General features: G+C 65.5%; 28 protein-coding genes. 11 read left to right on the top strand and 17 right to left on the bottom strand.

All coding sequences use genetic code 11. The features are described 5' to 3' along the window. Nucleotides 1-50 precede the first annotated feature (50 nt). A complete protein-coding gene (locus AC5LXK_RS27880) occupies nt 51-953 on the top strand; it encodes a LysR family transcriptional regulator (protein WP_493391874.1) in 903 nt (300 codons plus the stop codon). Here the strand turns inward: AC5LXK_RS27880 and AC5LXK_RS27875 are convergent. Continuing rightward, nucleotides 904-1,359, bottom strand: coding sequence for a carboxymuconolactone decarboxylase family protein (locus AC5LXK_RS27875; protein ID WP_493391873.1), 456 nt, complete (start codon nt 1,357-1,359; stop codon nt 904-906). The genes AC5LXK_RS27880 and AC5LXK_RS27875 overlap by 50 nt on opposite strands. Before the next feature lie 230 nt (nt 1,360-1,589). Here AC5LXK_RS27875 and AC5LXK_RS27870 point away from each other — a divergent pair, with 230 nt between their 5' ends. Continuing rightward, entirely contained in the window at nt 1,590-1,853 is a 264-nt protein-coding gene (locus tag AC5LXK_RS27870; protein ID WP_493391872.1) for a hypothetical protein, read from the top strand. After that, nucleotides 1,850-2,743: a LysR substrate-binding domain-containing protein gene (locus AC5LXK_RS27865; protein ID WP_493391871.1), complete on the top strand. Its 894-nt coding sequence runs from the start codon at nt 1,850-1,852 to the stop codon at nt 2,741-2,743. The genes AC5LXK_RS27870 and AC5LXK_RS27865 overlap by 4 nt, the downstream gene beginning before the upstream one ends. A gap of 28 nt (nt 2,744-2,771) precedes the next feature. Here AC5LXK_RS27865 and AC5LXK_RS27860 read toward each other — a convergent pair whose 3' ends face one another. Further along, nucleotides 2,772-3,617 (bottom strand): M24 family metallopeptidase, encoded by an 846-nt coding sequence (locus tag AC5LXK_RS27860; protein ID WP_493391870.1) that lies wholly within the window; start codon nt 3,615-3,617, stop codon nt 2,772-2,774. 346 nt (nt 3,618-3,963) lie between these two features. On the opposite strand from AC5LXK_RS27860, the gene AC5LXK_RS27855 reads away from it, so the two are divergent. Then, the gene (locus AC5LXK_RS27855) at nt 3,964-4,470 is read left to right on the top strand and encodes a hypothetical protein (protein WP_493391869.1); all 507 of its coding nucleotides are present in this window, start codon (nt 3,964-3,966) and stop codon (nt 4,468-4,470) included. A 201-nt stretch (nt 4,471-4,671) separates the two neighbouring features. On the opposite strand, the gene AC5LXK_RS27850 is transcribed toward AC5LXK_RS27855, so the two are convergent. After that, on the bottom strand, nt 4,672-5,037 hold the full coding sequence (locus tag AC5LXK_RS27850) for a DUF1493 family protein (RefSeq protein WP_493391868.1): 366 nt from the start codon (nt 5,035-5,037) through the stop codon (nt 4,672-4,674). Between the two features lie 3 nt (nt 5,038-5,040). Next, nucleotides 5,041-5,472, bottom strand: a complete 432-nt coding sequence (locus AC5LXK_RS27845) for an STM2901 family protein (protein ID WP_493391867.1) — start codon at nt 5,470-5,472, stop codon at nt 5,041-5,043. Between the two features lie 125 nt (nt 5,473-5,597). Here AC5LXK_RS27845 and AC5LXK_RS27840 point away from each other — a divergent pair, with 125 nt between their 5' ends. Beyond that, nucleotides 5,598-5,759, top strand: coding sequence for a hypothetical protein (locus AC5LXK_RS27840; protein WP_493391866.1), 162 nt, complete (start codon nt 5,598-5,600; stop codon nt 5,757-5,759). Between the two features lie 50 nt (nt 5,760-5,809). Here the strand turns inward: AC5LXK_RS27840 and AC5LXK_RS27835 are convergent, their stop codons facing one another. From AC5LXK_RS27835 to AC5LXK_RS27815, 5 genes are all read right to left on the bottom strand, one after another. Beyond that, nucleotides 5,810-7,246, bottom strand: a complete 1,437-nt coding sequence (locus tag AC5LXK_RS27835; RefSeq protein ID WP_493391865.1) for an efflux transporter outer membrane subunit — start codon at nt 7,244-7,246, stop codon at nt 5,810-5,812. An 18-nt stretch (nt 7,247-7,264) separates the two neighbouring features. Beyond that, on the bottom strand, nt 7,265-8,839 hold the full coding sequence (locus AC5LXK_RS27830; protein WP_493391864.1) for a DHA2 family efflux MFS transporter permease subunit: 1,575 nt from the start codon (nt 8,837-8,839) through the stop codon (nt 7,265-7,267). Nucleotides 8,840-8,852: 13 nt separating this feature from the next. Next, a complete protein-coding gene (locus AC5LXK_RS27825; protein WP_493391863.1) occupies nt 8,853-9,947 on the bottom strand; it encodes an HlyD family secretion protein in 1,095 nt (364 codons plus the stop codon). 64 nt (nt 9,948-10,011) lie between these two features. Then, nucleotides 10,012-10,443 carry a MarR family winged helix-turn-helix transcriptional regulator gene (locus AC5LXK_RS27820; RefSeq protein WP_493391862.1) on the bottom strand — a complete coding sequence of 144 codons (432 nt, stop codon included), beginning with the start codon at nt 10,441-10,443 and terminating at the stop codon, nt 10,012-10,014. Between the two features lie 121 nt (nt 10,444-10,564). Beyond that, entirely contained in the window at nt 10,565-11,485 is a 921-nt protein-coding gene (locus AC5LXK_RS27815; RefSeq protein WP_493391861.1) for a LysR family transcriptional regulator, read from the bottom strand. 90 nt (nt 11,486-11,575) lie between these two features. On the opposite strand from AC5LXK_RS27815, the gene AC5LXK_RS27810 reads away from it, so the two are divergent. The 3 genes from AC5LXK_RS27810 (at nt 11,576) to AC5LXK_RS27800 (ending at nt 13,868) form a co-directional block, all read left to right on the top strand. Then, complete coding sequence (locus AC5LXK_RS27810) at nt 11,576-12,004, top strand: MarR family winged helix-turn-helix transcriptional regulator (protein ID WP_493391860.1); 429 nt, start codon at nt 11,576-11,578, stop codon at nt 12,002-12,004. Between the two features lie 174 nt (nt 12,005-12,178). Then, nucleotides 12,179-13,426 carry an aconitase X gene (locus tag AC5LXK_RS27805; protein WP_493391859.1) on the top strand — a complete coding sequence of 416 codons (1,248 nt, stop codon included), beginning with the start codon at nt 12,179-12,181 and terminating at the stop codon, nt 13,424-13,426. Then, nucleotides 13,419-13,868, top strand: a complete 450-nt coding sequence (locus AC5LXK_RS27800) for an aconitase X swivel domain-containing protein (protein WP_493391858.1) — start codon at nt 13,419-13,421, stop codon at nt 13,866-13,868. Before AC5LXK_RS27805 ends, AC5LXK_RS27800 begins: the two co-directional genes overlap by 8 nt. A gap of 24 nt (nt 13,869-13,892) precedes the next feature. On the opposite strand, the gene AC5LXK_RS27795 is transcribed toward AC5LXK_RS27800, so the two are convergent. The 3 genes from AC5LXK_RS27795 to AC5LXK_RS27785 all read right to left on the bottom strand — a co-directional run bounded on the left by AC5LXK_RS27795 (nt 13,893) and on the right by AC5LXK_RS27785 (nt 16,216). After that, nucleotides 13,893-14,495: a hypothetical protein gene (locus AC5LXK_RS27795; protein ID WP_493391857.1), complete on the bottom strand. Its 603-nt coding sequence runs from the start codon at nt 14,493-14,495 to the stop codon at nt 13,893-13,895. After that, on the bottom strand, nt 14,492-15,037 hold the full coding sequence (locus AC5LXK_RS27790; protein ID WP_493391856.1) for a hypothetical protein: 546 nt from the start codon (nt 15,035-15,037) through the stop codon (nt 14,492-14,494). The genes AC5LXK_RS27795 and AC5LXK_RS27790 overlap by 4 nt, the downstream gene beginning before the upstream one ends. A gap of 93 nt (nt 15,038-15,130) precedes the next feature. After that, nucleotides 15,131-16,216: an AraC family transcriptional regulator gene (locus AC5LXK_RS27785; protein WP_493391855.1), complete on the bottom strand. Its 1,086-nt coding sequence runs from the start codon at nt 16,214-16,216 to the stop codon at nt 15,131-15,133. Nucleotides 16,217-16,291: 75 nt separating this feature from the next. On the opposite strand from AC5LXK_RS27785, the gene AC5LXK_RS27780 reads away from it, so the two are divergent. Further along, nucleotides 16,292-18,325: a 2,4-dienoyl-CoA reductase FMN-binding domain-containing protein gene (locus AC5LXK_RS27780; RefSeq protein ID WP_493391854.1), complete on the top strand. Its 2,034-nt coding sequence runs from the start codon at nt 16,292-16,294 to the stop codon at nt 18,323-18,325. A 201-nt stretch (nt 18,326-18,526) separates the two neighbouring features. Here AC5LXK_RS27780 and AC5LXK_RS27775 read toward each other — a convergent pair whose 3' ends face one another. After that, nucleotides 18,527-18,931 carry a DUF2471 family protein gene (locus tag AC5LXK_RS27775; protein WP_493391853.1) on the bottom strand — a complete coding sequence of 135 codons (405 nt, stop codon included), beginning with the start codon at nt 18,929-18,931 and terminating at the stop codon, nt 18,527-18,529. A 164-nt stretch (nt 18,932-19,095) separates the two neighbouring features. Further along, complete coding sequence (locus AC5LXK_RS27770; protein ID WP_493391852.1) at nt 19,096-19,989, bottom strand: LysR family transcriptional regulator; 894 nt, start codon at nt 19,987-19,989, stop codon at nt 19,096-19,098. A gap of 86 nt (nt 19,990-20,075) precedes the next feature. On the opposite strand from AC5LXK_RS27770, the gene AC5LXK_RS27765 reads away from it, so the two are divergent. Then, the gene (locus AC5LXK_RS27765) at nt 20,076-20,855 is read left to right on the top strand and encodes an NAD(P)H-dependent oxidoreductase (RefSeq protein WP_493391851.1); all 780 of its coding nucleotides are present in this window, start codon (nt 20,076-20,078) and stop codon (nt 20,853-20,855) included. Between the two features lie 145 nt (nt 20,856-21,000). Here the strand turns inward: AC5LXK_RS27765 and catC are convergent, their stop codons facing one another. Genes catC through AC5LXK_RS27750 form a run of 3 tightly spaced genes read right to left on the bottom strand, consistent with a single transcriptional unit; the run spans nt 21,001 to nt 23,403 of the window. After that, entirely contained in the window at nt 21,001-21,291 is a 291-nt protein-coding gene (catC, locus tag AC5LXK_RS27760) for a muconolactone Delta-isomerase (RefSeq protein WP_493391850.1), read from the bottom strand. 43 nt (nt 21,292-21,334) lie between these two features. Continuing rightward, nucleotides 21,335-22,237, bottom strand: coding sequence for a catechol 1,2-dioxygenase (gene catA, locus AC5LXK_RS27755; RefSeq protein WP_493391849.1), 903 nt, complete (start codon nt 22,235-22,237; stop codon nt 21,335-21,337). 32 nt (nt 22,238-22,269) lie between these two features. Further along, nucleotides 22,270-23,403, bottom strand: a complete 1,134-nt coding sequence (locus tag AC5LXK_RS27750) for a muconate/chloromuconate family cycloisomerase (RefSeq protein ID WP_493391848.1) — start codon at nt 23,401-23,403, stop codon at nt 22,270-22,272. Between the two features lie 91 nt (nt 23,404-23,494). On the opposite strand from AC5LXK_RS27750, the gene AC5LXK_RS27745 reads away from it, so the two are divergent. After that, nucleotides 23,495-24,385 carry a LysR family transcriptional regulator gene (locus tag AC5LXK_RS27745; protein ID WP_493391847.1) on the top strand — a complete coding sequence of 297 codons (891 nt, stop codon included), beginning with the start codon at nt 23,495-23,497 and terminating at the stop codon, nt 24,383-24,385. Nucleotides 24,386-24,435: the final 50 nt, after the last annotated feature.

Raw genomic sequence — 24,435 nt, 5'->3', positions numbered from 1 at the left:
AGCGCGATGGCGCTCGCCGGCCCCATTCCTCTTCGCGCCATCAAACCAACATGGACCGCATCGAAAGCATGTCGGTGTTCGTCGAGATCGTCGGCACCGGCAGCCTGACCACCGCGGCCGAGCGGCTCGGCCTGTCGCCGAGCATGGTCGGCAAGCACCTGAACGCGCTCGAAGCGCGTCTCGGCGTGAAGTTGCTGCACCGCACGACGCGGCGCCACCATCTGACCGAGGCCGGCGCGCTTTACCTGGAGCGTTGTCGCGACATCCTCGACCGGGTCGAGACGGCAGACGATGCCGCGTCGGCCCTCGGAGGCGATCCGGCCGGCCATCTGCGCATCGCTGCACCGATCTCGTTCGGGGTGACACAGCTCGCACCGGCCGTCGCCATCTTTCTCGCGCAGTATCCGCGTGTCGATATCGAGCTTGTGCTGACCGATGCGGCAGTCGATCCGGTGGGCGACGGCATCGATCTCGCGTTTCGCATCGGGCCGCTGGCCGATTCGTCGCTCGTCGCGCGGTCGTTGCCGTCGTACTACCGGATGGTCGTCTGCGCGTCGCCGGCGTACCTGTCCCGCCACGGCACGCCTGCCACGCCGCAGGATCTGCTGAATCACGATTGCCTCGGCCATTCGCGATGGGGGCCGCGTTATCGCTGGCGATTCAACGGGCCCGACGGGCCGATCGAAGTGCCGGTCACGTACCGGCTGCGCGTGGACAGCGGCCCGGCGCTACGCGAGGCCGCGCTGGCCGGCGGCGGCGTGATCCTGCAGCCGTTCGGGCTGGTCAAGGACGATCTCGACGCCGGCCGGCTGCGCTTGCTGCTCGCCGAATACGAATCGCGCGGCCGCGATTTCTACCTGCTCTACGCACGCGATACCGGCGCACCCGCCAAACTGCGCGCGTTCATTGCGTTCGCGCTCGATCATTTTGGGGTTCCGGAGTCGGAGCCTTGAGTCCGTCTGCGTCCGGGGCGGCAGCGAACACGTCGGCCACGACGCCCAGCGCGTTGTTCACGGCGGCACCCCCCGCATAGAACATCGTCTGCAGGATCGTCTCGATGATCTGCTCGCGCGTCGCGCCGGCGACCAGTGCAGCTTCGACGTGCGCGCGCAACTGCGGCAGCGCGTAGCCGAGCGTCACGCAACTGGCGATCACGACCAGCTCGCGCGTCGCGAGGTCGAGCCCGGGCCGGTCCAGCACGCCGGCGAATGCCCATTGCATCGTCATCGTCAGGAAATCCGGGCAGAGCGTTTCGCGTGACTCGGCGAGATCCTTGCCGCTATGCGCGCCGTGCAGGCGCTCGAACAATGCAAGGCCGCGTGCATAGGTTTCGTCTCGGGGAAGAAGGGGCTGCGTCATCATTGACCTCGTCGGGAAGCGCCGAAATGTCGGCGGACAGACGCAGTGTGAGGGGAGGCGGCGCGTTGAAAAACGCCTGTCTGGTTGGAACATTTCCCACCGGGAGTGGGGAATCGGCCGTCCGTTTGGTGTCGAGTTGGGGCGGTGGTCGGGGCCTGCCAGGCGGTTCGTGTTCAACGGATATGATGCTCCCGAGGAGGCTGTTAATTTCCCATGTGTCCGGAGGCGGGATGTCAGGAAAGTCAGTGCCGACACGGCAATGCATCGACGAATTCAAGGTCGACGCTGCCAGGCTTGCCGAATCCGTCAGCCGGCATGAAGCGGCACGTCCCGGGCTGCGTGCGCGCGACATCGTGGGCGTCCCGTTCACTCAACTCGCGGCGCACCTGGCGCTGGCGATCTCCCTGCTGTGGGCCTGCGCGCGCACGTTCATCCATGCCGAAGTCGGGCGTGAGTTTCAGGCAGCACGAACGAACCGGATCGTTTTCCCATGAATGAACGACTTCGCCTCAATCTGTCCGCGCTGCGGGCGCTCGAGACGGCCGAACGATGCCGGAGTTTCACTTTGGCCGCGAACGAACTGAGCCTGACGCATAGCGCCGTCAGCCACCAGATCCGGCAGGTCGAGACCTTGCTCAATTTGTCGCTGTTCACGCGCAAGCAGGCGCAGATGATTCCAACGCCGACCTGCACGCGTCTCGCAGAGCGGGTGCGCAAGGGGTTGGCCGATATCGAGTTCGCGTTGCTGGAGGCCACGCACGCGGAGCAGCAGCAGCGACTGGTGCTCAAGCTGAGCGTGATGGCGGATTTCGCGACCGTCTGGCTGATTCCCGCACTCGACTTGTTTTACGACGAACATCCGAATCTCGATTTGTCGATTGCCGTCCGTCACACGCTGGAAGTGCCGGACGGTCACGAGTCGGATGTCGGCATCTGGCACAAGAGCATCGAGCGAAACGGCTTCCAGTCGCGCAAGCTGCTCGACGATTCCGTGATCGCCGTATGCACGCCGGAATTTCGCGACAGGCAGATCGCCTTGAAAGGCCGGGATCTCGACCAAGGGCCGCTGCTGCGATTTTCCGGCCGATCGTGGCAGGAGTTTTTTCATGCGGCAGGTATCGCCGACGCAAACCCGAAGTACGGCCCCATGTTCGACGATGCGGCATCGTTGCTCCATGCCGCGCTCGCCGGACAAGGCATTGCGATGCTGAGGGAGCGGTTGATCAGCGCCTATTTGCGCGATGGAAAACTGGTGCAGGTTGGCAGTACCCGAATCCCCTCCAACCTCGCCTACTATTTCTGCTGGCGTGAGGACAACCCCAAACAGGCGGCCATCCTCCAGTTCGCGGCGTGGCTGGAGGGGAGGGTGGCGCGCATGGGCTGAATCACGAGGGCCATGCGCAAGCACGTCGTCAGCTGTGGGCGCGTGCGTTCGCGTCGTAGAACCGGATATCTTCACCTTCGCGCAGGTCGAGCACCTCGCAGCCGATATCGGTGACCGCCACCACATGCTCCCAATAGACGGCCAGCGACTTGTCGGCGGTTTGGGCGGACCGCGTCACGTTGTTCAAACGGATGCCTTCCCCCGATCCGGCACAGATGAACGGTTCGACCGTGATGACCATGCCCTTCTCGAGCACCCTGCCTTCGTTGACGGACGATTCGTAGTAGGGGATCAGCCAGCCGTCCGCATGGACTTGTCCGGTCGAATGGCCCGTCCCGCTGGGCACGCGCAGCATGGAGAAGCCGAAGGATTCGACATAGGCCTGCACGCGCCGTGCGATGTCCTGGAGCTTGGCGCCAGGGCGAACCAGGCTGATGCCAAGACACATGGCCTGATACCCGACGGACATCAGCAGGCGCGCCTCGGAGCTGGTCTCCTCGCCGACGATCCACATCCGTTGCGTATCGCCGCACCATCCCTGCTTCTTGATGCTGACGTCAACGCCGAATAAATCCCCTTTCTTCAAGGGCAGGTCGTTGGGCTCGCCGCTGAAGGCGTTTTCGTTATGAGCGATCGAAATACAGGCGTACTGGCTCGAATCGTATCCGGAGAGATCTTCCCGGTCGATTTCCGCGTGATACTTGTTGACGATCAGGTCGTAGGCAATGTCGTTGATCTGACGCGAAGTCACACCGGGCTGAATGTGCGGGGTGAGATCCTGCAGAACCTGTGCGGCGATGCGCCCAGCCACTCGCAGCATCGCGATCTCTTCGGGCGTCTTGATGGAAATCTTGTTGTAGTCGACGTTTTGCATCATGTTTCACCGAGTATTTTGAGGTTGAAAACATGCCGCGATACTGGAGAACCCAATCCCGGTGGTCGGTATTTGACCGATACATCCATAACGGATGCAATGGCTTCTCGTGCCGCAGCTTTGTGTCAATGCAGTACCGATTGCACTGTCGAACCGAGTATGTTTCGGGCGGTACGATGCGTCCAACGACGAATATTCAAGACAGATGTGAACGGAATTTGATTTGCGTTCCGGTGCATCGCTCGTCAAAACGGAAATGGCCGATCGGTCGTCTGGTCTGCACGACGAGCCCACGAGACGACATCGCCCGATGGGCGCGGGAAGCAACCCTCAGGAGGGAAGGTCGATGAAAAAAGGCGGTTTCGCCGCACTGGCCATGGTGATTGCCTGTCAAGGATGGGCCGCTCAGCCGGGCGAAGATTTGATTAAAAGCTGCCTTCTTGCGCAGTCCGTCACGCCAACCGTCGCGATCCAAGGCATCAACACGCATGAGGTGCTGCAGGAGGACGACTACGCGGACGGCTTCAATGCAAGCTATCTCGTCAAACACGACGGAGCCGACGTCGGCTACGCGGAACGGAAGTCGACACAGGCGTTGATTTACGCGGGAAAACTCTATCGCTTGTCTGCGGCCAGGCCCGTTGGCAATAACGGCGGAATCAAGCCGGACGGATTCAATCCGTCGCTCGCGGAGTGGAGCATCGCAACAGAAGGCCGTCAGCGCTATCTATGCGTGAGCTTCAATTTCGACGGGTTGGGGCGAAGCGGGTCGTTTGAGAATGTTCACGGCGGGTACCTCATGAACGCGGAAACCAAGGACTTGTACTTTGCTGTCCGTGACGTCAGGAAGTGAATCATCCTTTCTCCACGATGAACGCATCGTGCAGGGGGAGCGATGTCAGGCGCGAAGATACAACACGGAATCACCTGATCTCAGGCCCGGCGCCAGAGCGCGGCAATCGAGGGTATTTCGTGCCCACAGGCTCGTATCGACCGCATCCAGCACCACGATGGTTGCATCGCCAGGTCAGCCGATCGGCACTGCCAATTACGATCACTTCCCTACAGCCGCCTCGATCGCGTCCGTGTCCCACTTCCCGCGTCGCGTTGCCTCGGCCAGCATACCCAGCGTCAGCGGGTGGCGCTTTTGCGGTCTGAGCCGCTTCACGAACAACCCAATGAGTGACGACAGCAGTTCCTGACCTTCCGGGCCAAAGTAGCGCCGGTACGGAAACCCTTCGGCGTCGACGTTGAATGTCTCGGCCCACTTGTCGATAAACTCGACCCCGTCGAGGCCAGTGACGCCGAGATCTTCCTCAAGTCGTGATTGCGGCTGAAGGTTCAGCTTGCCGCCGAACAACGGTCGGCCAAGCTCCTTGCGGGTGAAGGCTTCGAAACGTTCCCAGGTATCGTCTTTCATGGCTCAGAGCACTTGATCTTCGGGCTTCACGATCCGGTTGTAGGTCGTCACGGTGTTGCGCATGATCAGGAAGGCATCGCGAGCCAGGAACACCTCGCCTACGACGGGAATCGTCCGGCCGACCCATGCGCCGAGGCGGTGGGTGAAGGAGATCCGAATACCGGACAACCCAACGCCCATGATCATCGGCAGGCGAAACGGCAGCGTCTGCGGGAACAGCTTGCGGGCAGCAAGCGAGGCGACGGAGGTGCCCGGTGTCGCCCCTGCGAACTTGCCGGCAACAGGGACGTCAGCCTGACCGAGCAGCATTGCCGACGCGGCTGCCAGATCGTCCAGGCCCAGCTGCTTGCGCGTCTCGTCGAATGCCACCAGCGCAAAGACATCGACGGGTCGTAGATTCTGCCAAGTACCGTAGGTGTACCGGTTTTCACTCATTCATTTTTCTCCTGATCCGGCAAGGGCGCTGCTCTCTCAGCGTGTGCCCCTCGCGAAGGCGATACTTTACCGCATCGCCTGGAACAGCCCGGCCGGTACCGCTGCCCGGTCCCAGCCGATTCGCGATGAGTGCGCTCGGCACGATCCGCATCGTGCTCCTGCCGGTGGCGAGTGTGTTCGCCGCGATCCGGTTCTGGCATACGTTCATCACGACGCGTATCGTCACCGTGATCGAGGGGCTGGGTATCGTGTTGTCGTCAGTCCAATGTCCGGGATCGTGCGGCTGAAGAGCGGGGTGCCGGCAAGTTTTGAAGCCGGCGCCGTATCGTGGTCGCGCCTAGTTCTTCGCCACTGCCTCCACCTCCGACCCACCCGTCGCATCATTCCGGCTCCACCCACCCCCAAGCGACCGATACAACGCTACCGCCGCCAGCGCATGCTCCCGCTTGACCTGATTGAGCGAATCCGAATCCCGCAGATACACCTCCTGCGCCGACAGCACATCCAGAAAATCCGTCGCACCGCCCTTGTAGAGCTGATTCGCCAACCCGAGCGCCTTGTCCGACGCAGCAAGCGCACTCCCAAGCCGCCGAGCAGCCTCATCGGAACTGACGAGATTCGCACGCGAGTCCTCGACCTCGCGCAGCGCTTGCAGCATCGTCTGCCGTAACCCGAGTTCCGATTCGCGCATCCGGCTTTCGCTCTGCGAGATATCGGCGGTAATCCGCCCCGCATTGAAAATCGGACTCGTCGCACTCAACGCCGCGCTGAACAGGTTATCGGTCAGCGTCGGCAACCCGAGATAAGAAGCGGCCAGAATCCCGTCCGTCAGGTTCAACGAAAACTTCGGATACCGCTCGGCCTTCGCCACACCGACTTGCGCCGCACGCCGCTCGACCTGCGCATAAGCCGTCAGCACATCGGGCCGCCGCAACAACGCCTGAGAAGGCAATGTCCCGGGCGCACCAACCGGCGGCGCCGGAATGTCCCCGGCCTGCGCCAGCAAGAGCCGATCGACCGATTCCGGCGTCCGCCCCGAATACACCGCAATCAGATTCAACTGATGCGAGATCTGCGCCTGCGTCGGCGGAATCCGTGCTTCGAGTGCATCGAGCTGGTTCTGCGCGCGGGTCACGTCGAGTTCCGTCGACAGCCCGAACGCTTGCCGTTTGCGCGTGAGTTCGAGCGCATGCTGCCGGATCTTCTCGTTGTCCTGCAGGATCTTCAGTTCCTGCTGCGCCCAGCGCAGATCGACATACGCGGATGCCGCATCGGCCGCCAGCGCGAGCCGCATCGCATCTTCCGCATGCTTCTGCCCGACGAGCGCCGCTTGAGCCGCGAGCAAATCGAGCCGTTCGCCGCCGAACACATCGGGCGACCAGCTCAGCGCGAGCCCCGCACCGGCCTGCCGCACATACCCGAGCGGCGGCGGCGTGTTCTGCCGTGCGTCGGCCGCGTGCGCGGTTGCGTCGAGTTCGGGCAGCAGCACCGCACGCTTTTGCACGGTCAGCGCCTGCGCCTGCTTCACGCGTTCGGCGGCGGCTTGCAGATCGAGGTTGTCGTCGAGCACGGTCGCGATCAGCCTGTCGAGTACGGGATCGTGGAATTGCGCCCACCATGCGGCGGCGTCGATGTCCGTGCGTGGCACGTCGGCATCCCATGCAGTGGGCGCGAGCGTCTGAACGGAGTCGTTCAGCGCCGGATGCTGCGCGGGCTGCACTGCACATCCAGCGGCGAATGCGCTGACAGTCAGCGCGAGAAGTAGCTTTTTCATGATGATGATCCGTGGGCCTCAGTGCGCGTCCGGCGGCGGCGCGTTCAACGTAATGGGTTTGGAAAACACGACGGCCAGCAGCGCGACGACGAAGCACAGCGACAGCGCGTAATACGCATCCGCATAGGTAAGCGTCAGCGCTTCGCGATAGATCAGCCGATGCAGGTTCGCGAGCCCGGCTTGCGCGGTATTCAGCGTATTGCCGGCCACCGAGCCCCAGTACGCAGCCTGCTGGTCGAGCAGCGATGCGACCTGCGGTTCACCGGCGCTCACGTGCTCGTTCAATCGCAGGTAGTGAAAATTCAGCCGGTCGTTGAGCATCGTCGCGCTCACCGCGATGCCGATCGCTCCGCCGAGATTGCGCATCAGGTTGAACAACCCGCTCGCCGATTTCAGCCGCGACTGCGGCAGCGAGCCGAGCGCCATCGTCACGATCGGCGGCACGCTGAACTGCTGGCCGATGCCGCGCAGCGCCTGCGGCAGCAGCAGTTCCCGCCAGCCCCAGTCGTGCGTGATCGGCGTGTACAGGTAGCAGCCGAGGCCGAAGCAGATCAGCCCGAACACGAGCAGCGCCCGCATGCTGAAGTAGCGCGCGGCGATCACATACGCACCCAGCGCGAGCAACTGGAAAGCCCCGACCGACAGCAGCGCCATGCCGATCTGCAGCGAGCTGAATACCCGCACCTGCGCGAGGAACAACGGCGTGAGGAACACGGTCACGAAGATCCCGATGCCGGTCACGAACGACAGCAGGCTGCCGATCCCGAAGTTGCGCACGGCGAGCGCGCGCAAGTCGACGATCGGATCTTTCGCGGTCAGGGCATGCACGATGAACAGGAAGCCGCAGATGCCGGAGATCCACGCGCAGATGACGATCGCATTGTCGCCGAACCAGTTCTTGCGCGGGCCTTCTTCGAGCACGTATTCGAGGCAGCCGAGGAAGCCCGACATCAGTACGATGCCGGGATAGTCGCCGCGCTTGATCAGGCTGAAATCGGGCTCGTCGATATGCACGTAACGCGGCACGAGCGCAGCCACCGCGATGCCCGGCACGAGGTTCAGGTAGAACAGCCAGTGCCACGACCATTGATCGGTGATCCAGCCGCCGATCACGGGGCCGATCGCCGGCGCGAGCGATGCGAGCGCGCCGATGGTCGTCGACGCGATCAGCCGCTGCTTGCCTGGGAACAGCACGAACGCGGTGGTGAACACGGTCGGGATCATCGCGGCGCCGAGCGCGCCCTGCAGCCCGCGAAACAGGATCATCGAGTTGATGTCCCACGCGAGCCCGCACAGCATGCTGGTGATCGTGAAGCCGACGGCCGATGCGACGAACAGCCAGCGCGTCGACATCACCTTCGACAGCCAGCCCGACATCGGGATCACGATGATCTCGGCGATCAGGTAGGCCGTCTGCACCCACGACAATTCGTCCTGGCTCGCCGAAAGCCCGCCGCCGATGTCGCGCAGCGACGATGCGACGATCTGGATGTCGAGCGTCGCCATGAAGAAGCCGACGCACATCAGCGCGAATGCGAACACCCGCTGCTTCGTCGGTTGCGACGCCGGGTCGCCGGAAAACGCGGTGGTCATCGTCGTCTCCCGCTCAGTTCGCGTGGTCGGTATGCACGGTCACGACCGCGGACAGGCCGGGGCGCAGCACGTGGTCGATGCCGGGCTGCGGATCGAGATGCACGCGCACCGGCACGCGCTGGACGATCTTCGTGAAGTTGCCGGTCGCGTTCTCGGGCGGCAGTACGCTGAAGGTTGCGCCGGTCGCGGGCGCGACGCTGTCGACGCGGCCGTGCAGCCGCGTGCTCGACGCATCGAGCGACACGTCCACGCGATCGCCCGCGCGCATCTTGCGCAGCTGGTCTTCCTTGAAGTTCGCGTCGATCCACAGCCCGGAAGCCGGCACGACCGTCAGCAGCGGCACGCCGACGTTCGCGAGCATGCCGACCCGGCCCGTGCGGTTGCCGACGTAGCCGTCGACCGGCGAGCGGATCGTCGTGTATTCGACGTTCAGCGCCGCGACGCGCTGCGCGGCAAGCGCGGTGTTCACGCGGGCGCGTGCATCGGCGAGCTGCGCGCCGAGCACGTCGAGCTGCCGCTTCGACGCGAGCAGCGCGGCGTCGCTGCGTTCGACGGCCGCGCCGGCTTTCGAGTAATCGGCGTCCGCGCGCTCGACGATCTGGTTCGACACGGCGTCGGATTTCACGAGTTCGCGGTAGCGCACGCGGTCCGACGCGGCGCGGGTCAGTTCTGCCGACGACGCGTTCCTGTCGGCCGCGTGCTGGCCGATCACCGCGAACTGCAGCTGCTGCTTCGCTTCGAGCTCGGTCACGGCGGAGCGTGCGCTGTCGACTTCGGCGCCGGCCTGCGCAAGCTTCGCGTCGTAGTCGCGCGCATCGAGCTGCACGAGCACGTCGCCGGCCTTCACGCACTGGTTGTCGGTCACGAGGATCCTGTCGACGAAGCCGCTGACCTTCGGTGCGAGCACGGTCACGTCGCCGCCGACATACGCATCGTCGGTGCTCTCCTGGAAGCGCAGCACGAACAGCCAGTCGAGCACGGCCGCGGCCACGACGACGACGGTGACGCCTACCGCGATGCGCATCCACGGCACGCGGCGTTGCTGCTTCGCGGGCCGCTCGGTTGTGGCTGCTTCGCGTGATACGGCAGCGGCTTGGGTCGTTTCCATCGATTCACCTATGTATATGCACTTATCAAAACGATCGACGGCATTGCGTCGATCGGGGAAGGGGCTAGCGTTCCGGCAGGTTGTGCGTGATCCGGAACAGTTCGTCTCTCAGGCGGGCCGCCTGTGTCGGCCCGAAGCGCCGTTCGAATGCTTCCTGCGCGGCAAGCCAGTGCACGTGCGCGTCGGCGATTTTCGTTTCGCCGTGCGCGGTCAGCGCGAAGGTCTGGCGGCGGTACGGCGGCTCGATCCGGCCCGTCACCAGCGCCGCGCCGACGAGCGGCTTGAGCGCCCGCAGCAGCGCGGTCCGTTCGATCACCAGCACGTTCGACAGCGTCGCCATCGTCAGGCCCGGCCGGTCGCGCAGCAGCGCGAGAATGCTGTACTGCGACGGCGTGACACCCGCCCGCGACAGGTAACGCTCGTAGAACTGCGAGATCCGCCGGGCGGCTTGCCGGACCGCGAAGCAATCGTCATCGGTGAGCGTAGTCTTGTGCATGTGCACATGTTAGGGCGAGGTTCCGCGCGAAGCGATGGCCGGGGCGGGATCAGACTGGTGTCGTGGCTGTATCAATCGGCATCGAGGCGGCGCGTCCCGGCGCCGTCGGGTGCCCGGTCGCTCAGGCCGCCGCCGGAACGATCCAGCCTTCGCGGTCGCAATACGCGGCCGTGTAGTCGATGAACGCCTTCACCTTCGCCGGCAGCAGCGCGCGGTTCGCGTAAGCGAGCTTGATCTCGACGAACTTGTCGACGAGATCGGCGTCTTCCAGCAACTGCACGAGCGCGCCCGATGCGAGTTCGGCCTGGACGAGCGTTTTCGGGACGACGCCGATGCCGAAGTCGTGCATCACCATTTCGCGATTGAAGACGGGGCTGTTCGACGAGATGTCGAAACGGAACGGCACGGTGAGCGTGTCGCCGTCGACGCGGAACGACAGTGCAGGGCGGCGCAGCGACGGCGAGATCGGGACGAACGGATGGCCGGCGAGGTCGGCCGGCGTCTCGGGGCGCGCATGCGCGTGCAGATACGCGGGCGTCGCGACGATCACGACCGGAATGCGCTCGACCAGCCGCACGACGGTCGATTCGCTCGTCAGCATGTACGGCACGACGATGCCGATGTCGTAGCCTTCGCCGACGAGATCGACCGGGCGCTCGGTCAGCGTGACGTCGAGGCGCACCTTCGGATGGGCGCGCTTGAAGCCGGCGATCAGCGGCACGAGCCGGTTCAGCGCGGCCGTCGTGTGCGCGACGAGGCGCAGCAGGCCTTCGGGTTCGCGGGTCTGCGTCTGCGCTTCGACTTCGAGCGCGTCGAGTTCGTCGAGCACGGCCGCACAGCGTTCGTAGATGCGCTCGGCCGTTTCGGTCAGCGACACCTGGCGCGTGGTCCGGTGCAGCAGGCGGCTGCCGAAGCGCGCTTCCAGATCGGCGACCGCGCGCGACACGACGGGCCGCGCGAGGCCGTGCATGTCGGCGGCGCGCGTGAAGCTGCGCATCTCCACCACCGACCGGAAAATCCGCAGCTTGTCGATGTAGTCCATGTCCGTCTCCTTGACGCGAGGGCCGGCCCCGGCCTGGTTACGGCGGAGTGTACATTGACTTTATGCATATGCACATATAAATTGCGAAGCATGAACGACACCTCGATTGCCCAGGCGTGCAACTGCCTCGCGCTGCGACAGGCGGCGCGTTTCGTCACGCAGCTGTACGAACGCCATCTGGCCCCGGTCGGCGTCACGCCGGCACAGTTCTCGATCATGGCGAACCTCACGTACCGGCCCGGCCTGCTGATGAGCGAACTCGCCGAGAAGCTCGTGATGGACCGCACGACGCTGCTGCGCGCGCTGAAGCCGCTGCAGCGCGACGGCTTCGTCGCGACGGCCGCGTCCGAGCACGATGCGCGCGCGCATGCGCTGCATCTCACGAAGCTCGGCGAGCGCACGTTCGTGCAGGCGAAAGTCGCGTGGCAGGCCGCGCAGGACGAATTCGAGACGCAGTTCGGCCGCGAACGCGCGAAGGCGTTGCGCGACGAGTTGTTCAGCGTGACGGCGGAGCGCTAGGCGAACTGGAGCGGAATTCGAGCCATTGGCTGCCGTGGTAGCTTTTTGTGGCGGGAATTGGTTTTAAAGCTGTCCGGATCGATGCCAATCTGGACAGTTTTTATTTCCAGTTGTAGAGTCCTCTGACGGATTTCACGGGCCGGCGCCGCCGGTACGAGTCACGAGGAGCAACCGATGCTGCAGTTGAGTGACCGCGACGACGCGATGTTGCGCGGGGATTTCGGCGACGGCGTCGCGCGCGCGATGCGGATCGTCGCGCGTACGGCGCAAGTGATGTCCGCGCCGCACCTGATCGACATTTCGTCCGCACATATCGACGGCTGTCTGTATCACGGCCAGACGAGCCTCGATTTCGTCGAGTATTTCGTCGACACCGGCGCGAAGGTCGCGGTGCCGACCACCCTGAACGTCGGGTCGCTCGACCTGATCCACCCCGAGCTGTACCACGGCGACCGAACGATCCAGCGCGATGCGCAGCGCCTGATGGACGCGCATCTGCAGCTCGGCTGCGAATCGAGCTTCACGTGCGCGCCGTATCAGTTGAAGAAGCGCCCCGCGAAGGGCGAGCAGATCGCGTGGGCCGAATCGAATGCGATCGTGTTCGCGAATTCGGTGCTCGGCGCGCGCACTAGCCGGTACGGCGATTTTCTCGACCTGGCTGCCGCGATCACCGGGCGCGCGCCGTATGCAGGGCTGCATGTTGAAGCGAACCGCGCAGCGCGGATCGTGTTCAACGCGCCGGATTTCACCTGCCTGCCGTCGCGCGATATCTACTTCGCGGCGCTCGGACTGCTGATCGGCAAAATCGCGGGCGCGGTCGTCCCGGCGATCGTCGGGCTGCCGGCGGATACCACCGAAGACGAACTCAAGGCGCTCGGCGCAGCCGCCGCATCGAGCGGGGCTGTCGCGTTGTTTCATGCAGTGGGCGTGACGCCCGAGGCGCCGACGCTCGACGCCGCGTTGCACGGGCAAGCGGCGCAACGCACGGTCGACGTCGCGATGGCCGATCTCGACGAGATTCGCCGCACGCTGAACCACGGCGCGGCCGGCGACGCACTCGTCGCGGTGGCGCTCGGCACGCCGCATTTCTCGCTCGCCGAATTCCGCACGCTCGACACGTTGCTCGACGCATTCGACGGCAAGCCGGCCTGCGATTTCTACGTGAACACGAGCCGCTTCATCCTGTGGGAAATGGAAGAAGCCGGGCTTGCTGACAAGTTCGCCGCGCGTGGCATCCAGATCGTCGTCGATACCTGCACGTACATCACGCCGGTGATGAAGCAGCTGTCGGGGCTGGTGATGACCAACTCGGGGAAGTGGGCGTCGTATGCGCCCGCGAACATCGGCGTGACGGTCGCGTACGGCAGCATGCGCGAATGCGTGCGGTCCGCGTATGAAGGAAAGGTGCGATTCGATGAATGAAGCGACGGGCAAGATACTGACGGGCGACACGCTCGTGCCGGGCAGCGCATGCGCGCGGCCCTTCGTGCTCGGCAAGCCGCTCAGCTTCTGGGGCGGCTACGACTCGGGCGCGGGCAGGATCGTCGATCGCGGCCATCCGCAGGCCGGTGCGAGCCTCGCCGGCAAGGTGATGGTGATGCCGCATGCGAAGGGCTCGAGTTCGAGCAGCAGCGTGCTGGCGGAAGCCGTGCGCAACGGCACGGGGCCGGTCGGGATCGTGCTGAAGGAGCGCGACCTGATCATCTCGATCGGCGCGATCGTGGCCGCCGAGCTGTATGCGATCGCGGTGCCGGTGGTGTGCGTGGCCGATGACGTGTACGACGCGATCGTCGCCGCGACGGGCGACGTGCGGATCGAGGCGGGCGACGGGGACGGCGGCGCGCGGATTACCGTTGGCGGCTGACGCGTCGCGCGCGTGTTGCGCCAGTCAGATGAAGCGGATGTGCGGTGTCTCTTCCGGTGCGAGCGACAGTGCGCGCTTCGCGGCATTCATTTCGCGTTTGCCGCCGGGCTGTTTGAGCCGCTGGATCTCGGGCCACATGACCACGCCGAACACGGTACGCAGGATCGTGCTCAGCATGAAGAGGCCGAGCGCGGCTGCGCCGAACCATACGAACACGTCGAGCATCCCGGCCGTGCTGCGTGTCACCGCGGACATGATGCCGAAGACGAAGGTCGCGGCGACCAGCACGCCGATCGTCACGATCACATCGGCGCGGGCGCCGGCGACTTTTGCAGTGCGAACGAGGTATACCGAGCGATCGGTTGCATTGCGGATGCCGTAGATGTCGAGGCGATCCTTGCCCTCGGCATAGGCGACCTCCAGCCGGTCGCCCGTGACGATGAACAGGTCCCGCGTGCCGCTTGTCCTGAGCGTGAGCGGCGCGTCGAACGTGTCGAGCTGCAGCGCGATCTCCTCGATGGTTTGCGTGGTCGAGCCGAGGTTGTTGCTCCAGACCTTCGTACTGATCGTCTTCTGGCTCACCGACGTCACGCAACCGGACGCGATCTGCATCGCACGATCTGTCATGCGTTGCTCCGTTCCACCGTGAAACTGGCGGGTTCGCACTGCCACTTTTCCTGGGCTTCGCGCCGCTGCGGCCGGAAGACCAGTTCGGACAGGCCGGCGATCGCGAGCAGGGTGCCGAGCAGGCTGATGATGCTCACGAACAAGGTCATCGCACCGACGAATGCCCAGCCCGACTTGAAGGTGGCGGCACCGATCAGCAGGCTGAGTATGAAGATGCACGACGCCCACGTGAGCAGCGACAGGTTACTTTCCCTTTGTCGGAGCGCATCGTAAGGTGCGATCGCCAAGTCGTAGCTCCTGATCCACGCGATCCGACGGCGGCCTCGATCGTCGAATACACACGCGCGTACCGCCATCCCGGGCTGTAATAGATCGATTTCCTTGAATGCTTCCGCATCGATATCACCGGCCGCGATGAAATAGCAGGTGTCCTGCATCGTCAGGCGATAAAGCGGCACCTTCTTGATGTCGGCCCCGATCCGGACGAGGTTCGTATCGAAGCGGTCGATCGTCGATTCGATCAGCGTGGTGCGATTGGGCATGGGCGGGAGAGTGCGCGGGTTGGTGCCGCTTTGGCGTGGGATTGATCATACCGATGAAATCGCGAGGCGGCACCTCGTGCCGGCTACTGCTGCTTATCCGCCGTGCGCCGTACCCGCAGCCGCTGCCCGGTATGCGCTCGGCGTCTGTCCGGCCCAGCGCCGGAACGCACGCGTGAAGTTCGCGGGGTCGGTGAATTGCAGTCGCTCGGCGATCGTCTTCAGGTCGAGATCCGATGCGGTGAGCAACTGCTTCGCGTCGCGAAACCGCGCTTCGTCAAGCAACTGTCGATAGCTCGATCCGGCCTCCTCGAGCCGGCGCCGCAATGTGCGCGTCGATACGAGCAATGCGTCGGCGAGCATTTCCGGCCCCGGGTAGTCGCCGGTGGCGCGCGCCAGTTCCGCGCGTACCCGCTCGACCAGATCGCCTTCCTCCTGGCGCACCTGCGCATACTCGCGCTCGACCTGCACGAGCGCCTGCCGGTGCGCGGCTTCGTCGGCGAGCGGCAACGGCCAGTCGAGCACGTCGTGTGCGATCCACAAGGCGTTGGCCGCGCAGCCGAATTCGACGGGCGGCAACGTATCGCGATAGCGCGCGAAATACGCCGGCTCCGGCCACGCGAATTGCAGCCTGATCGACGGCGACGCGCGCCCGGCCCATTGCGAGATGTTCTGCGCGAGCCCCGTCAGCACGAATTCGAACATCACGTGATGCTGCAGCACGGGGCTCGCCTGCACGCCATGCAGTTCGAGCGTCGCGCCGCGTGCGTCTTCCGCATAGGTCAGCCGGTACTGGCGGTTGCGCATCCGGAAGTAGCGCTGCGTGACGGACAGCGCTTCGCGGATGTCCCGCGCGGTCAGCGTCGCATAGCCGAGAAAGCCGTGTACGGTCGGCTTCAGCAGCAGCCCGAACGCGAGGCCGATGCCCGGATCGCCGCCGATCTCGATCGCGTTGAGCACGAGCCGCCCCCATTGCGACGGCGCGACGCGGGCGTCCGGTTCGGCCAGCACAGCGTCGCGCAGGCCCGTGCCGGCGCGCACGGCGGCCAGGTCGACGCCGCGCGCGGCCAGCGCCTGCAGCAGCAGGCGCGTGTAGGCAACCGGAATCGTCGGCCGGCGCAGCCCGAGGCGGTCTTTGGCGGAAGGGGAGGTCATGTATTTTTGGCCGGAAATGACAAGCATTATGGCTGTTTGCCCCCTCACGCTCAAGGTGGCGCGCGCCTACGATGGCAGGCATCGACTATTGGCAGAATCATCATGACGACATCCTTTCCCCACCTGCTCGCGCCGCTCGATCTCGGCTTCACGACGCTGAAGAATCGCGTGTTGATGGGCTCGATGCACACGGGCCTCGAGGACAGCCGCAAGACGCTGCCGCGCCTCGCCGAATATTTCGCCGAACGCGCGCGCGGCGGTGTCGGCCTGATCGTGACGGGCGGCTTTGCGCCGAACGTGGCCGGCTGGACCAAGCCGTTCGGCGGCACGCTGATGACGTCGGCCGCCGCGCGCCGGCACCGCGAGATCACGGAGGCCGTTCACGCGGAGGACGGCAAGATCGCGCTGCAGATCCTGCATACGGGCCGCTACGGCTATCACCCGTTTGCGGTCGCACCGTCGAAGATCAAGTCGCCGATCTCGCCGTTCGCGCCGCACGAACTGAGCGCGCGCGGCGTCGAGCGGCAGATCCGCGCGTTCGTGCGCTGCGCGAAGCTCGCGCGTGAAGCCGGCTACGACGGCGTCGAGATCATGGGCTCCGAGGGCTACCTGATCAACCAGTTCATCTCGATGCATACGAACAAGCGCGCCGATCAATGGGGCGGGTCGTACGAGAACCGCATCCGCTTGCCGATCGAGATCATCGAGCGCACGCGCGAAGCGGTCGGCCGCGATTTCATCCTGATCTACCGGTTGTCGATGCTCGACCTGATTCCGGACGGCAGCGACTGGAGCGAAACCGTCCAGCTCGCGAAGGCGGTCGAGCGTGCGGGCGCGACGATCATCAACACGGGGATCGGCTGGCACGAGGCGCGCGTGCCGACGATCGCGACGTCGGTGCCGCGCGGCGCGTTCGCGTGGGTGACGAAGAAGATGAAGGGCGAGGTCGGCATTCCGCTCGTGACGACCAACCGGATCAACCGGCCCGAAGTGGCCGAGCAGATTCTCGCGGACGGCTGCGCGGACATGGTGTCGATGGCGCGCCCGCTGCTCGCGGATGCCGAGTTCGTCGTCAAGGCCGCGCAGGGCCGCGCCGACGAGATCAACACCTGCATCGGCTGCAACCAGGCGTGTCTCGATCACGCGTTCAAGAACCGAATCGCGTCGTGCCTGCTGAATCCGCGCGCGTGCCACGAGACGGAGCTGAAATACACGCCCGCGCCGCAACCGAAGCGCATCGCGGTGGTCGGCGCGGGGCCGGCCGGGCTCGCGTGCTCGACCGTGCTCGCGCAGCGCGGCCATCACGTCGACCTGTTCGACGGTGCGTCGGAGATCGGCGGCCAGTTCAACATGGCGAAGCAGGTGCCGGGCAAGGAAGAGTTTCACGAAGCGCTGAACTACTTCGGCCGCCAGGTCGAATTGACCGGCGTGAACCTGCACCTGAACCGCCGCGTGGACGCGAGCGACCTGATCGCGGGCGGCTACGACGAGATCGTGCTCGCAACGGGCGTCGCGCCGCGCGATCCGAAGATTCCGGGGCAGGACGGGCCGAACGTGCTCAGCTACATCGACGTGCTCGCGGGCAAGCAGCCGGTCGGCCGGCGGGTCGCGGTGGTCGGCGCGGGCGGGATCGGTTTCGACGTCGCCGAATACCTGGTGCAGGACGGCGAATCGCCGGCGCTCGATCTGGACGAATGGAAGGCCGAGTGGGGCGTGACCGACCCGGCCGCGACGCGCGGTGGCGTGACGCGTGCACAGGTCACGGCGCCCGCGCGTGAGGTGACGCTGCTTCAGCGCAAGTCCGCGCCGCTCGGCAAGGGGCTCGGCAAGACGACCGGCTGGATTCACCGCGCGACGCTGAAGATGAAGCAGGTGAAGATGGTCGGCGGCGTGAACTACGAGCGGATCGACGCGCGCGGGCTGCACGTGTCGTATGGCGAGCAGCGCACCGATCACGAACTGATCGAAGCCGACACGATCGTGCTCTGCACGGGGCAGGAGCCGCAGCGAGCGTTGCTCGCGCCGCTGCAGGCGGCCGGGCGCTCGGTGCACCTGATCGGCGGCGCGGAACTCGCGGCCGAACTCGATGCGAAGCGCGCGATCGATCAGGGCTCACGGCTGGCGGCTCGACTGTAAGGGCGGGGCTGCTGCGACGGTCACCCGAACGTAGATGTCGCGCGGCGATGCTTCGCTTGCGCGACGTCTACGTTCCGGGCCTGCTGACCGATACGCGGATTCACTGACGCAGAACCGCCATGAACGGCAGCGCCGACCGCGTCACCGCGCAACGTGGCGACGCGCACCCGGCAGGCCGTGAGCGCACACGGCCATCTAGGCTCAGGCCGCTTCGGCCCGCTCTTCCTCTTCCGCGTCGAGCATCGCCTTGACGATCAGGTAGATGGCCGGCAGGTCGTCGTCGTCGCGGCGCCAGTCGACCGGCTCCTCGACGTCCGCGGCGACCAGCCGGCTGTCGCGCAGCCGGATGAACGCGTCGATGACGGTCGGATCGTTGCGGTTCAGGAAGCCGGCATTCGAGAATGCCAGCTCTTCGACGTTCAGCAGCGCCTGCCAGCTCATCGTGCGGACGGCCGCGGGATGGGTGCGGCGCCGCAGGCCGAGCGCCCGCTGCGCGGGACCGCCCGCGACGCGCTGCAGATCGACGACGGCCCGCTGCGCGGCGCGCTCGAAGTGGACGGGATTGAAGCCGGGTTGCTCGGGATCGAATGCGGATGCCTGGAACATGGTCGCCTCACAAAAGTCCGTTCGTCTGTGGATGACGGAATTCGGGTCAAATGGTGCAAAAGCACTGTAAATATATACAGTGTTTGGCGCGGTTTCAAGCCCCGAATGAAGGATTTCGTGTGGTGGCGATCGAAGCGGGCGGCCGCACCGGTCACGCGAACGATTCACACCGCTGCCGAGATCGTCTCCCGCAGCCACCGATGCGCCGGATCGCGATGCACGCGCTCGTGCCACAGCATCGACATTTCATAGCCGGGCACCTCGACCGGCGCTTCCACCACGCGCAGCGCGGGCACGTCGCGCACCAGCCGCTCGGGCAGCATCGCGACGAGATCGGTGCTCGCGACGGCCGACAGCACGAACAGGAAATGCGGTACCGACAGCACGACGCGCCGCGCGGCGCCGGCCTTCGCGAGCGCTTCGTCCGTCACGCCGAAGAAGCCGCCGCCGTCGGGCGACACGATCACATGTTCGAGCGTGCCGAACTGCGCGAGCGTCGGGCGCCGCTTCAGCTTCGGATGCCCGGCGCGGCCGATCAGCACGTAGCGCTCGGCGAACAGCGGCAGGCGCCGCATGCCGGGCGGCGAGCCCTCGGTCGTATGGAACGCGAGGTCGATCCCGTTTCGTTCGGCATCCTGCTCGATGCGCGGCGGCACGAGCTCGACGACGGCGAGCCGCGTACCGGGCGCGGCCGAACGCAGCGTGTGCAGCGCGGGCAGCACGATCGTCGATTCGCCGTAGTCGGTCGCGGCCACGCGCCACGTGTTCGTCGCGGTCGCGGGATCGAACGGCGTGGCCGGAACCACCGCCCGCTCGACCGCTTCGAGCGCCTCGCGCAACGGCTCGCGCAGCGCTTCCGCGCGTGCGGTCGGCCGCATCCCGCGTGGCCCGGGCAGCAGCAGTGGATCGCCGAACACGTCGCGCAGTTTCTGCAACTGCACGCTGACCGATGGCTGCGACATGTTCAGCTTCTCGGCCGCACGCGTGACGTTGTGCTCGGCAAGCAGCACGTCCAGCGTGACGAGCAGGTTCAGATCGAGTCGTCTGAGATTAGTCATGGCTATACCTGGAATATCAGGAATTCATTTCAAATATACCTTCGGCGGCGGCATCCTGCAGTCATTCAATCAACGGAGTGACGAACATGAACGTGCTGATCGTGTATGCCCATCCCGAACCGCGTTCGCTGAACGGTGCGCTGCGCGACTTCGCGGTCGCGCATCTGGAGGCGGCCGGCCACGCGGTGCAGGTGACCGACCTGTATGCGATGAACTGGAAAGCGTCGTTCGACGCGAACGACGTGACCGATCGCGCGCCCGACGCGCGGTTCGATCCGTCGCTCGACTCGAAGCGCGCTTTCGCGGCGGGGACGCAAAGCGCGGACATCGCACGCGAGCAGGAGAAGCTGAAGTGGGCCGATGCGGTGATCCTGCAATTCCCGCTGTGGTGGTTCTCGATGCCGGCGATCATGAAGGGCTGGATCGAGCGCGTGTATGCGTACGGCTTTGCCTACGGCGTCGGCGAGCATTCCGATACGCATTGGGGCGATCGCTACGGCGAAGGCATGTTTGCCGGCAAGCGGGCGATGGTGGTCGTCACGACGGGCGGGTGGGAGTCGCACTACAGCCCGCGCGGCATCAACGGGCCGATCGACGACGTGCTGTTCCCGATCCAGCACGGCGTGCTGTATTACCCGGGGTTCGACGTGCTGCCGCCGTTCGTGATCTACCGGACGGGCAAGATGGACGAAGCGCGCTTTGCCGAAACGCGCGCGGCGCTCGGCCGGCGGCTCGACGATCTGTGGACCACGCAGCCGATTCCGTTCCGGCGGCAGAACACGGGCGAGTACGAGATTCCGGCGCTGACGCTGAAGGACGGGATCGCGCCGGGGAAGGTGGGGTTTGCCGCGCATCTGACCGCGTGACGGCTAGTGCGCACGCTGATGCACGACGACACGGGGCATCGTCGTCAACGCCAAACGCAAAACGACCCGCGCGGCCTGCGAGACATCGCGGGCCGCCGGGTCGTGCATCTCGCGGCCGTCGGTCACGGCCGCGATTCGGCGTGGCTTACCGGTCGTCTTCGCGAATCGACGACGGGTGCCGGCACAGCGCCCGCACTTCCATCTCCATGTACGGAAACAGCGGCAGCTGGCTCAGCAGGTCATGCAGTTGCTGCACGCTGTCGACGTCGAAGATGCTGACGTTCGCATACTGCCCGGCGATCCGCCACAGATGACGCCAGATGCCTTCGTTCATCAGCCGCTGGCACATCGCCTTTTCTTCCGCCTTCAGCGTGGCCGCCTTGACCGGATCCATGTCCGCCGGCAGGCGAACGGTCATTTCCACATGAAACAGCATCCTGCACTCCTTGAATGGTCGATTCGTCGAACGGGAAGGGCGCTCAGGCCTGCGCGCGCGCCCGGTCGACTTCGCTCGCCGGTACGTCCTGCTTTTCCTTGAGCAGCGCGAAGTCGAAGTCGATCAGCGCGAACTGCCCGTCGACGCCGTACGGCTTGCCTTCCGCGCCTTCCGCCTGCTTGACCGGCGGGATCAGCCCGTCGCGCGTCGCGAACGCGAAGTCGTCCCACAGGTGCGGATCGCCGTCGATGTTGATCTGCGTCGTCAGCTTACGATAACCGTCCGCCGAAACGAAGAAGTGAATGTGCGCCGGACGATGGCCGTGGCGGCCGAGCTGGTCGAGCAGCTGCTCGGTCTTGCTGCCCGGCGGCACGCTGTAGCCCACCGGCAGCACGCTGCGGAAGCTGTAGCGGCCGTCGGCATCGGTGCGGATCGAGCGGCGCAGGTTGAATGCCGGCTGCGACTGGTCGAAATACGAGTAGTTGCCCAGATGGTTCGCGTGCCATACCTCGACCAGCGCATTCGCGAGCGGTGCGCCGTCCTGGCCGAGCACCTGGCCGCGCATGATCAGCGTCTGGCCCGGATCGGTGCCGTCGTCGAGGCGAGCATGGCCGACCGATTCCGGTGCGCCGGCGACATACAGCGGCCCTTCGATCGTGCGCGGCGTGCCGCCCTGGACGCCGGCCTTTTCCTCGGCTTCGTCCATCCGCACGTCGAGGAAGCGCTCGAGGCCGAGGCCCGCGGCGATCAGCCCGAATTCACGGCCGGCTTCGTTCAGGTAGTTCAGCGCCGTCCAGAATTCGCTCGGCTGCACGTCGAAGTCCTCGATCGTGTAGCAGATGTCCTTCACGATCCGGTTGACGATCGCGCGCACGCGCGGGTTGCCGGGTTTCTCTGCGGCGTCGTCGAAGGTCTTCAGCAGTGCGTCGATGGCTTGCTTGTTCATCTGTGTCTCCGGTTTCGGTTGTCGTGTGGGGATCAGCGGGCGTCGCGTCGCATCCGTTCGATGCGGGCCCAGTCGAAGGTGATGCCGAGGCCGGGCGTCGCCGGCAGATGCAGCTTGAAATCTTCGTAACGCAGCGGCTCGACGAGGATTTCCTCGGTAAGCAGCAGCGGGCCGAACAGTTCGGTGCCCCATTTCAGCGAGTCGAACGTGCTGAACAGTTGCGCGGACGCCATCGTGCCGGCCGCGCCTTCGAGCATCGTGCCGCCGTACAGCTCGATGCCGGCCGCCGCCGCGATCGACGCGACGCTCGCCGCGCCCTGCAGGCCGCCCGATTGCGCGATCTTCACCGCGAACACGTCGGCCGCGCGATCCTGCGCGAGCGCGAACGCATCGACGGGGCCGTGCAGCGCCTCGTCGGCCATGATCGGCACCTGCGCGAGCTGCGTGAGGCGCTTCAGCCCCGCGCGGTTGGTCGCGGCGATCGGCTGCTCGACAAGGCTCACGCCGGCGTCGGCCAGCCGCGCGCCGGCCCAGATCGCATCGGTTTCGCTCCATGCCTGGTTCACGTCGACACGCACGTCGCCGCGTTCGCCGAGCGCGCGCTTGATCGCGACCACGTGTGCGACGTCGTCGGCAACCGCGTTCGAACCGATCTTCAGCTTGAACGCGCGATGGCGGCGGGCTTCGAGCATCGCTTCGGCTTCCGCGATGTCGCGCTGCGTATCGCCGCTCGCGAGCGTCCATGCGACATCGACCGCATCGGTGCGGCGGCCGCCGAACAGTTCCGACAGCGGCACGCCCAGACGCTGCGCCTGCGCATCGAACAGTGCCGTCTCGATCGCGCACTTCGCGAAACGGTTGCCCTGGAACAGCTTGCGCGCCCGCGCCAGCGCGGCGCCCGGACGCGTCGCGTCCATGCCTTGCAGCAGCGGCGCGAAGTACGTGTCGATGTTGACCTTGATGCTTTCGGGGCTTTCCTCGCCATACGCGAGACCGCCGATGGTCGTCGCCTCGCCGACGCCCTCGATACCGTCCGTGCATCGAACACGGACCAGCACGAGGGTCTGGCAATTCATCGTGGCGACCGACAGTTTGTGGGGCCGGATCGTCGGCACGTCGACCAGCAGCGTCTCGATGCGTTCGATGGTGGCGGCAGTTGCTATCATGCGATTCCTCCTGTTGGTGCACATGGTAGGAATTCCCGCCCCGCGTCGTCCAACACTCTTTCCGACTACTTCCATACCTTTGAGGCATGAAATGGAATTGCGTCAGCTCCGCTACTTCATCGCCGTCGCCGAGGAAATGAACATCACGCGGGCGGCGGAGCGCCTGCACATGACGCAGCCGCCGCTGAGCCGCCAGCTCCAGGCGATCGAGGACGAGATCGGCTTGCCGCTGTTCGAGCGCGGCGCGCGGCCGCTGAAGCTGACCGATGCCGGCCGCGTGTTCTATGCGCAGGCGAAGCGCCTCGTCGACCAGGCCGACGAGCTCGGCCCGCTGACGCGGCGGCTCGCGCAGCTGTCGGAGCGGATCGTGATCGGCTTCGTGCCGTCGACGCTGTACGGCGCGCTGCCGGACGTGATCCGCGCGTTTCGCGAGGCGCAGCCGGACGTCGAGCTGTCGCTGATCGAAATGTTCACGCTCGAACAGCTCGGGGCGTTGAAGGGCGGGCGGATCGACGTCGGGTTCGGTCGCCTGCGCTTCGACGACGATCAGCTGGTGCGCGAGGCGCTGATCGAGGAAAAGCTGATCGCGGTGCTGCCGGTCGGGCATCCGCTCGCCGATCCGGACCGGCCGCTGACGCTCGCGGATCTCGCGAACGAGACGATGATCGTCTACCCGAGCACGCCGCGGCCGAGCTTCGCCGACCAGCAGCTGTCCGCGCTGCGCGACGGCGCGGTCGTGCCGGCGGCCGTCCACGAGGTGCGCGAGCTGCAGACGGCGCTCGGGCTCGTTGCCGCGCAGGTCGGCGTGTCGCTGGTGCCGGAAAGTGTGGAAGGCGTGCGCGTGAAGGGGGTGGTCTACCGGCGGCTGCCGGAGCCGGCCGCGACGTCGCCGATCATCATGAGCCGCCGGCTGCATGGCGAAAGTGCGGTGACGGCCGCGTTCTGCGCGATAGCGCGGGAAATGATCGTGCCGACGGCGTAATGACCGCCATTGGCGTCACGAATTGCAACTAACGGTCTGTTTCCGCGGAC

This window comes from Burkholderia pulmonis (genome assembly GCF_984667975.1).
Note: the sequence above shows the minus strand (reverse complement) of the source record. Positions and strands in the feature narration are given on the sequence as shown.

Coding starts and splice junctions, on each gene's coding strand:
- AC5LXK_RS27880 (WP_493391874.1), top strand. CDS start 51: ATGGACCGCATCGAAAGCATGTCGGTGTTCGTCGAGATCGTCGGCACC.
- AC5LXK_RS27875 (WP_493391873.1), bottom strand. CDS start 1,359: ATGACGCAGCCCCTTCTTCCCCGAGACGAAACCTATGCACGCGGCCTT.
- AC5LXK_RS27870 (WP_493391872.1), top strand. CDS start 1,590: ATGTCAGGAAAGTCAGTGCCGACACGGCAATGCATCGACGAATTCAAG.
- AC5LXK_RS27865 (WP_493391871.1), top strand. CDS start 1,850: ATGAATGAACGACTTCGCCTCAATCTGTCCGCGCTGCGGGCGCTCGAG.
- AC5LXK_RS27860 (WP_493391870.1), bottom strand. CDS start 3,617: ATGCAAAACGTCGACTACAACAAGATTTCCATCAAGACGCCCGAAGAG.
- AC5LXK_RS27855 (WP_493391869.1), top strand. CDS start 3,964: ATGAAAAAAGGCGGTTTCGCCGCACTGGCCATGGTGATTGCCTGTCAA.
- AC5LXK_RS27850 (WP_493391868.1), bottom strand. CDS start 5,037: ATGAAAGACGATACCTGGGAACGTTTCGAAGCCTTCACCCGCAAGGAG.
- AC5LXK_RS27845 (WP_493391867.1), bottom strand. CDS start 5,472: ATGAGTGAAAACCGGTACACCTACGGTACTTGGCAGAATCTACGACCC.
- AC5LXK_RS27840 (WP_493391866.1), top strand. CDS start 5,598: ATGAGTGCGCTCGGCACGATCCGCATCGTGCTCCTGCCGGTGGCGAGT.
- AC5LXK_RS27835 (WP_493391865.1), bottom strand. CDS start 7,246: ATGAAAAAGCTACTTCTCGCGCTGACTGTCAGCGCATTCGCCGCTGGA.
- AC5LXK_RS27830 (WP_493391864.1), bottom strand. CDS start 8,839: ATGACCACCGCGTTTTCCGGCGACCCGGCGTCGCAACCGACGAAGCAG.
- AC5LXK_RS27825 (WP_493391863.1), bottom strand. CDS start 9,947: ATGGAAACGACCCAAGCCGCTGCCGTATCACGCGAAGCAGCCACAACC.
- AC5LXK_RS27820 (WP_493391862.1), bottom strand. CDS start 10,443: ATGCACAAGACTACGCTCACCGATGACGATTGCTTCGCGGTCCGGCAA.
- AC5LXK_RS27815 (WP_493391861.1), bottom strand. CDS start 11,485: ATGGACTACATCGACAAGCTGCGGATTTTCCGGTCGGTGGTGGAGATG.
- AC5LXK_RS27810 (WP_493391860.1), top strand. CDS start 11,576: ATGAACGACACCTCGATTGCCCAGGCGTGCAACTGCCTCGCGCTGCGA.
- AC5LXK_RS27805 (WP_493391859.1), top strand. CDS start 12,179: ATGCTGCAGTTGAGTGACCGCGACGACGCGATGTTGCGCGGGGATTTC.
- AC5LXK_RS27800 (WP_493391858.1), top strand. CDS start 13,419: ATGAATGAAGCGACGGGCAAGATACTGACGGGCGACACGCTCGTGCCG.
- AC5LXK_RS27795 (WP_493391857.1), bottom strand. CDS start 14,495: ATGACAGATCGTGCGATGCAGATCGCGTCCGGTTGCGTGACGTCGGTG.
- AC5LXK_RS27790 (WP_493391856.1), bottom strand. CDS start 15,037: ATGCCCAATCGCACCACGCTGATCGAATCGACGATCGACCGCTTCGAT.
- AC5LXK_RS27785 (WP_493391855.1), bottom strand. CDS start 16,216: ATGCTTGTCATTTCCGGCCAAAAATACATGACCTCCCCTTCCGCCAAA.
- AC5LXK_RS27780 (WP_493391854.1), top strand. CDS start 16,292: ATGACGACATCCTTTCCCCACCTGCTCGCGCCGCTCGATCTCGGCTTC.
- AC5LXK_RS27775 (WP_493391853.1), bottom strand. CDS start 18,931: ATGTTCCAGGCATCCGCATTCGATCCCGAGCAACCCGGCTTCAATCCC.
- AC5LXK_RS27770 (WP_493391852.1), bottom strand. CDS start 19,989: ATGACTAATCTCAGACGACTCGATCTGAACCTGCTCGTCACGCTGGAC.
- AC5LXK_RS27765 (WP_493391851.1), top strand. CDS start 20,076: ATGAACGTGCTGATCGTGTATGCCCATCCCGAACCGCGTTCGCTGAAC.
- catC (WP_493391850.1), bottom strand. CDS start 21,291: ATGCTGTTTCATGTGGAAATGACCGTTCGCCTGCCGGCGGACATGGAT.
- catA (WP_493391849.1), bottom strand. CDS start 22,237: ATGAACAAGCAAGCCATCGACGCACTGCTGAAGACCTTCGACGACGCC.
- AC5LXK_RS27750 (WP_493391848.1), bottom strand. CDS start 23,403: ATGATAGCAACTGCCGCCACCATCGAACGCATCGAGACGCTGCTGGTC.
- AC5LXK_RS27745 (WP_493391847.1), top strand. CDS start 23,495: ATGGAATTGCGTCAGCTCCGCTACTTCATCGCCGTCGCCGAGGAAATG.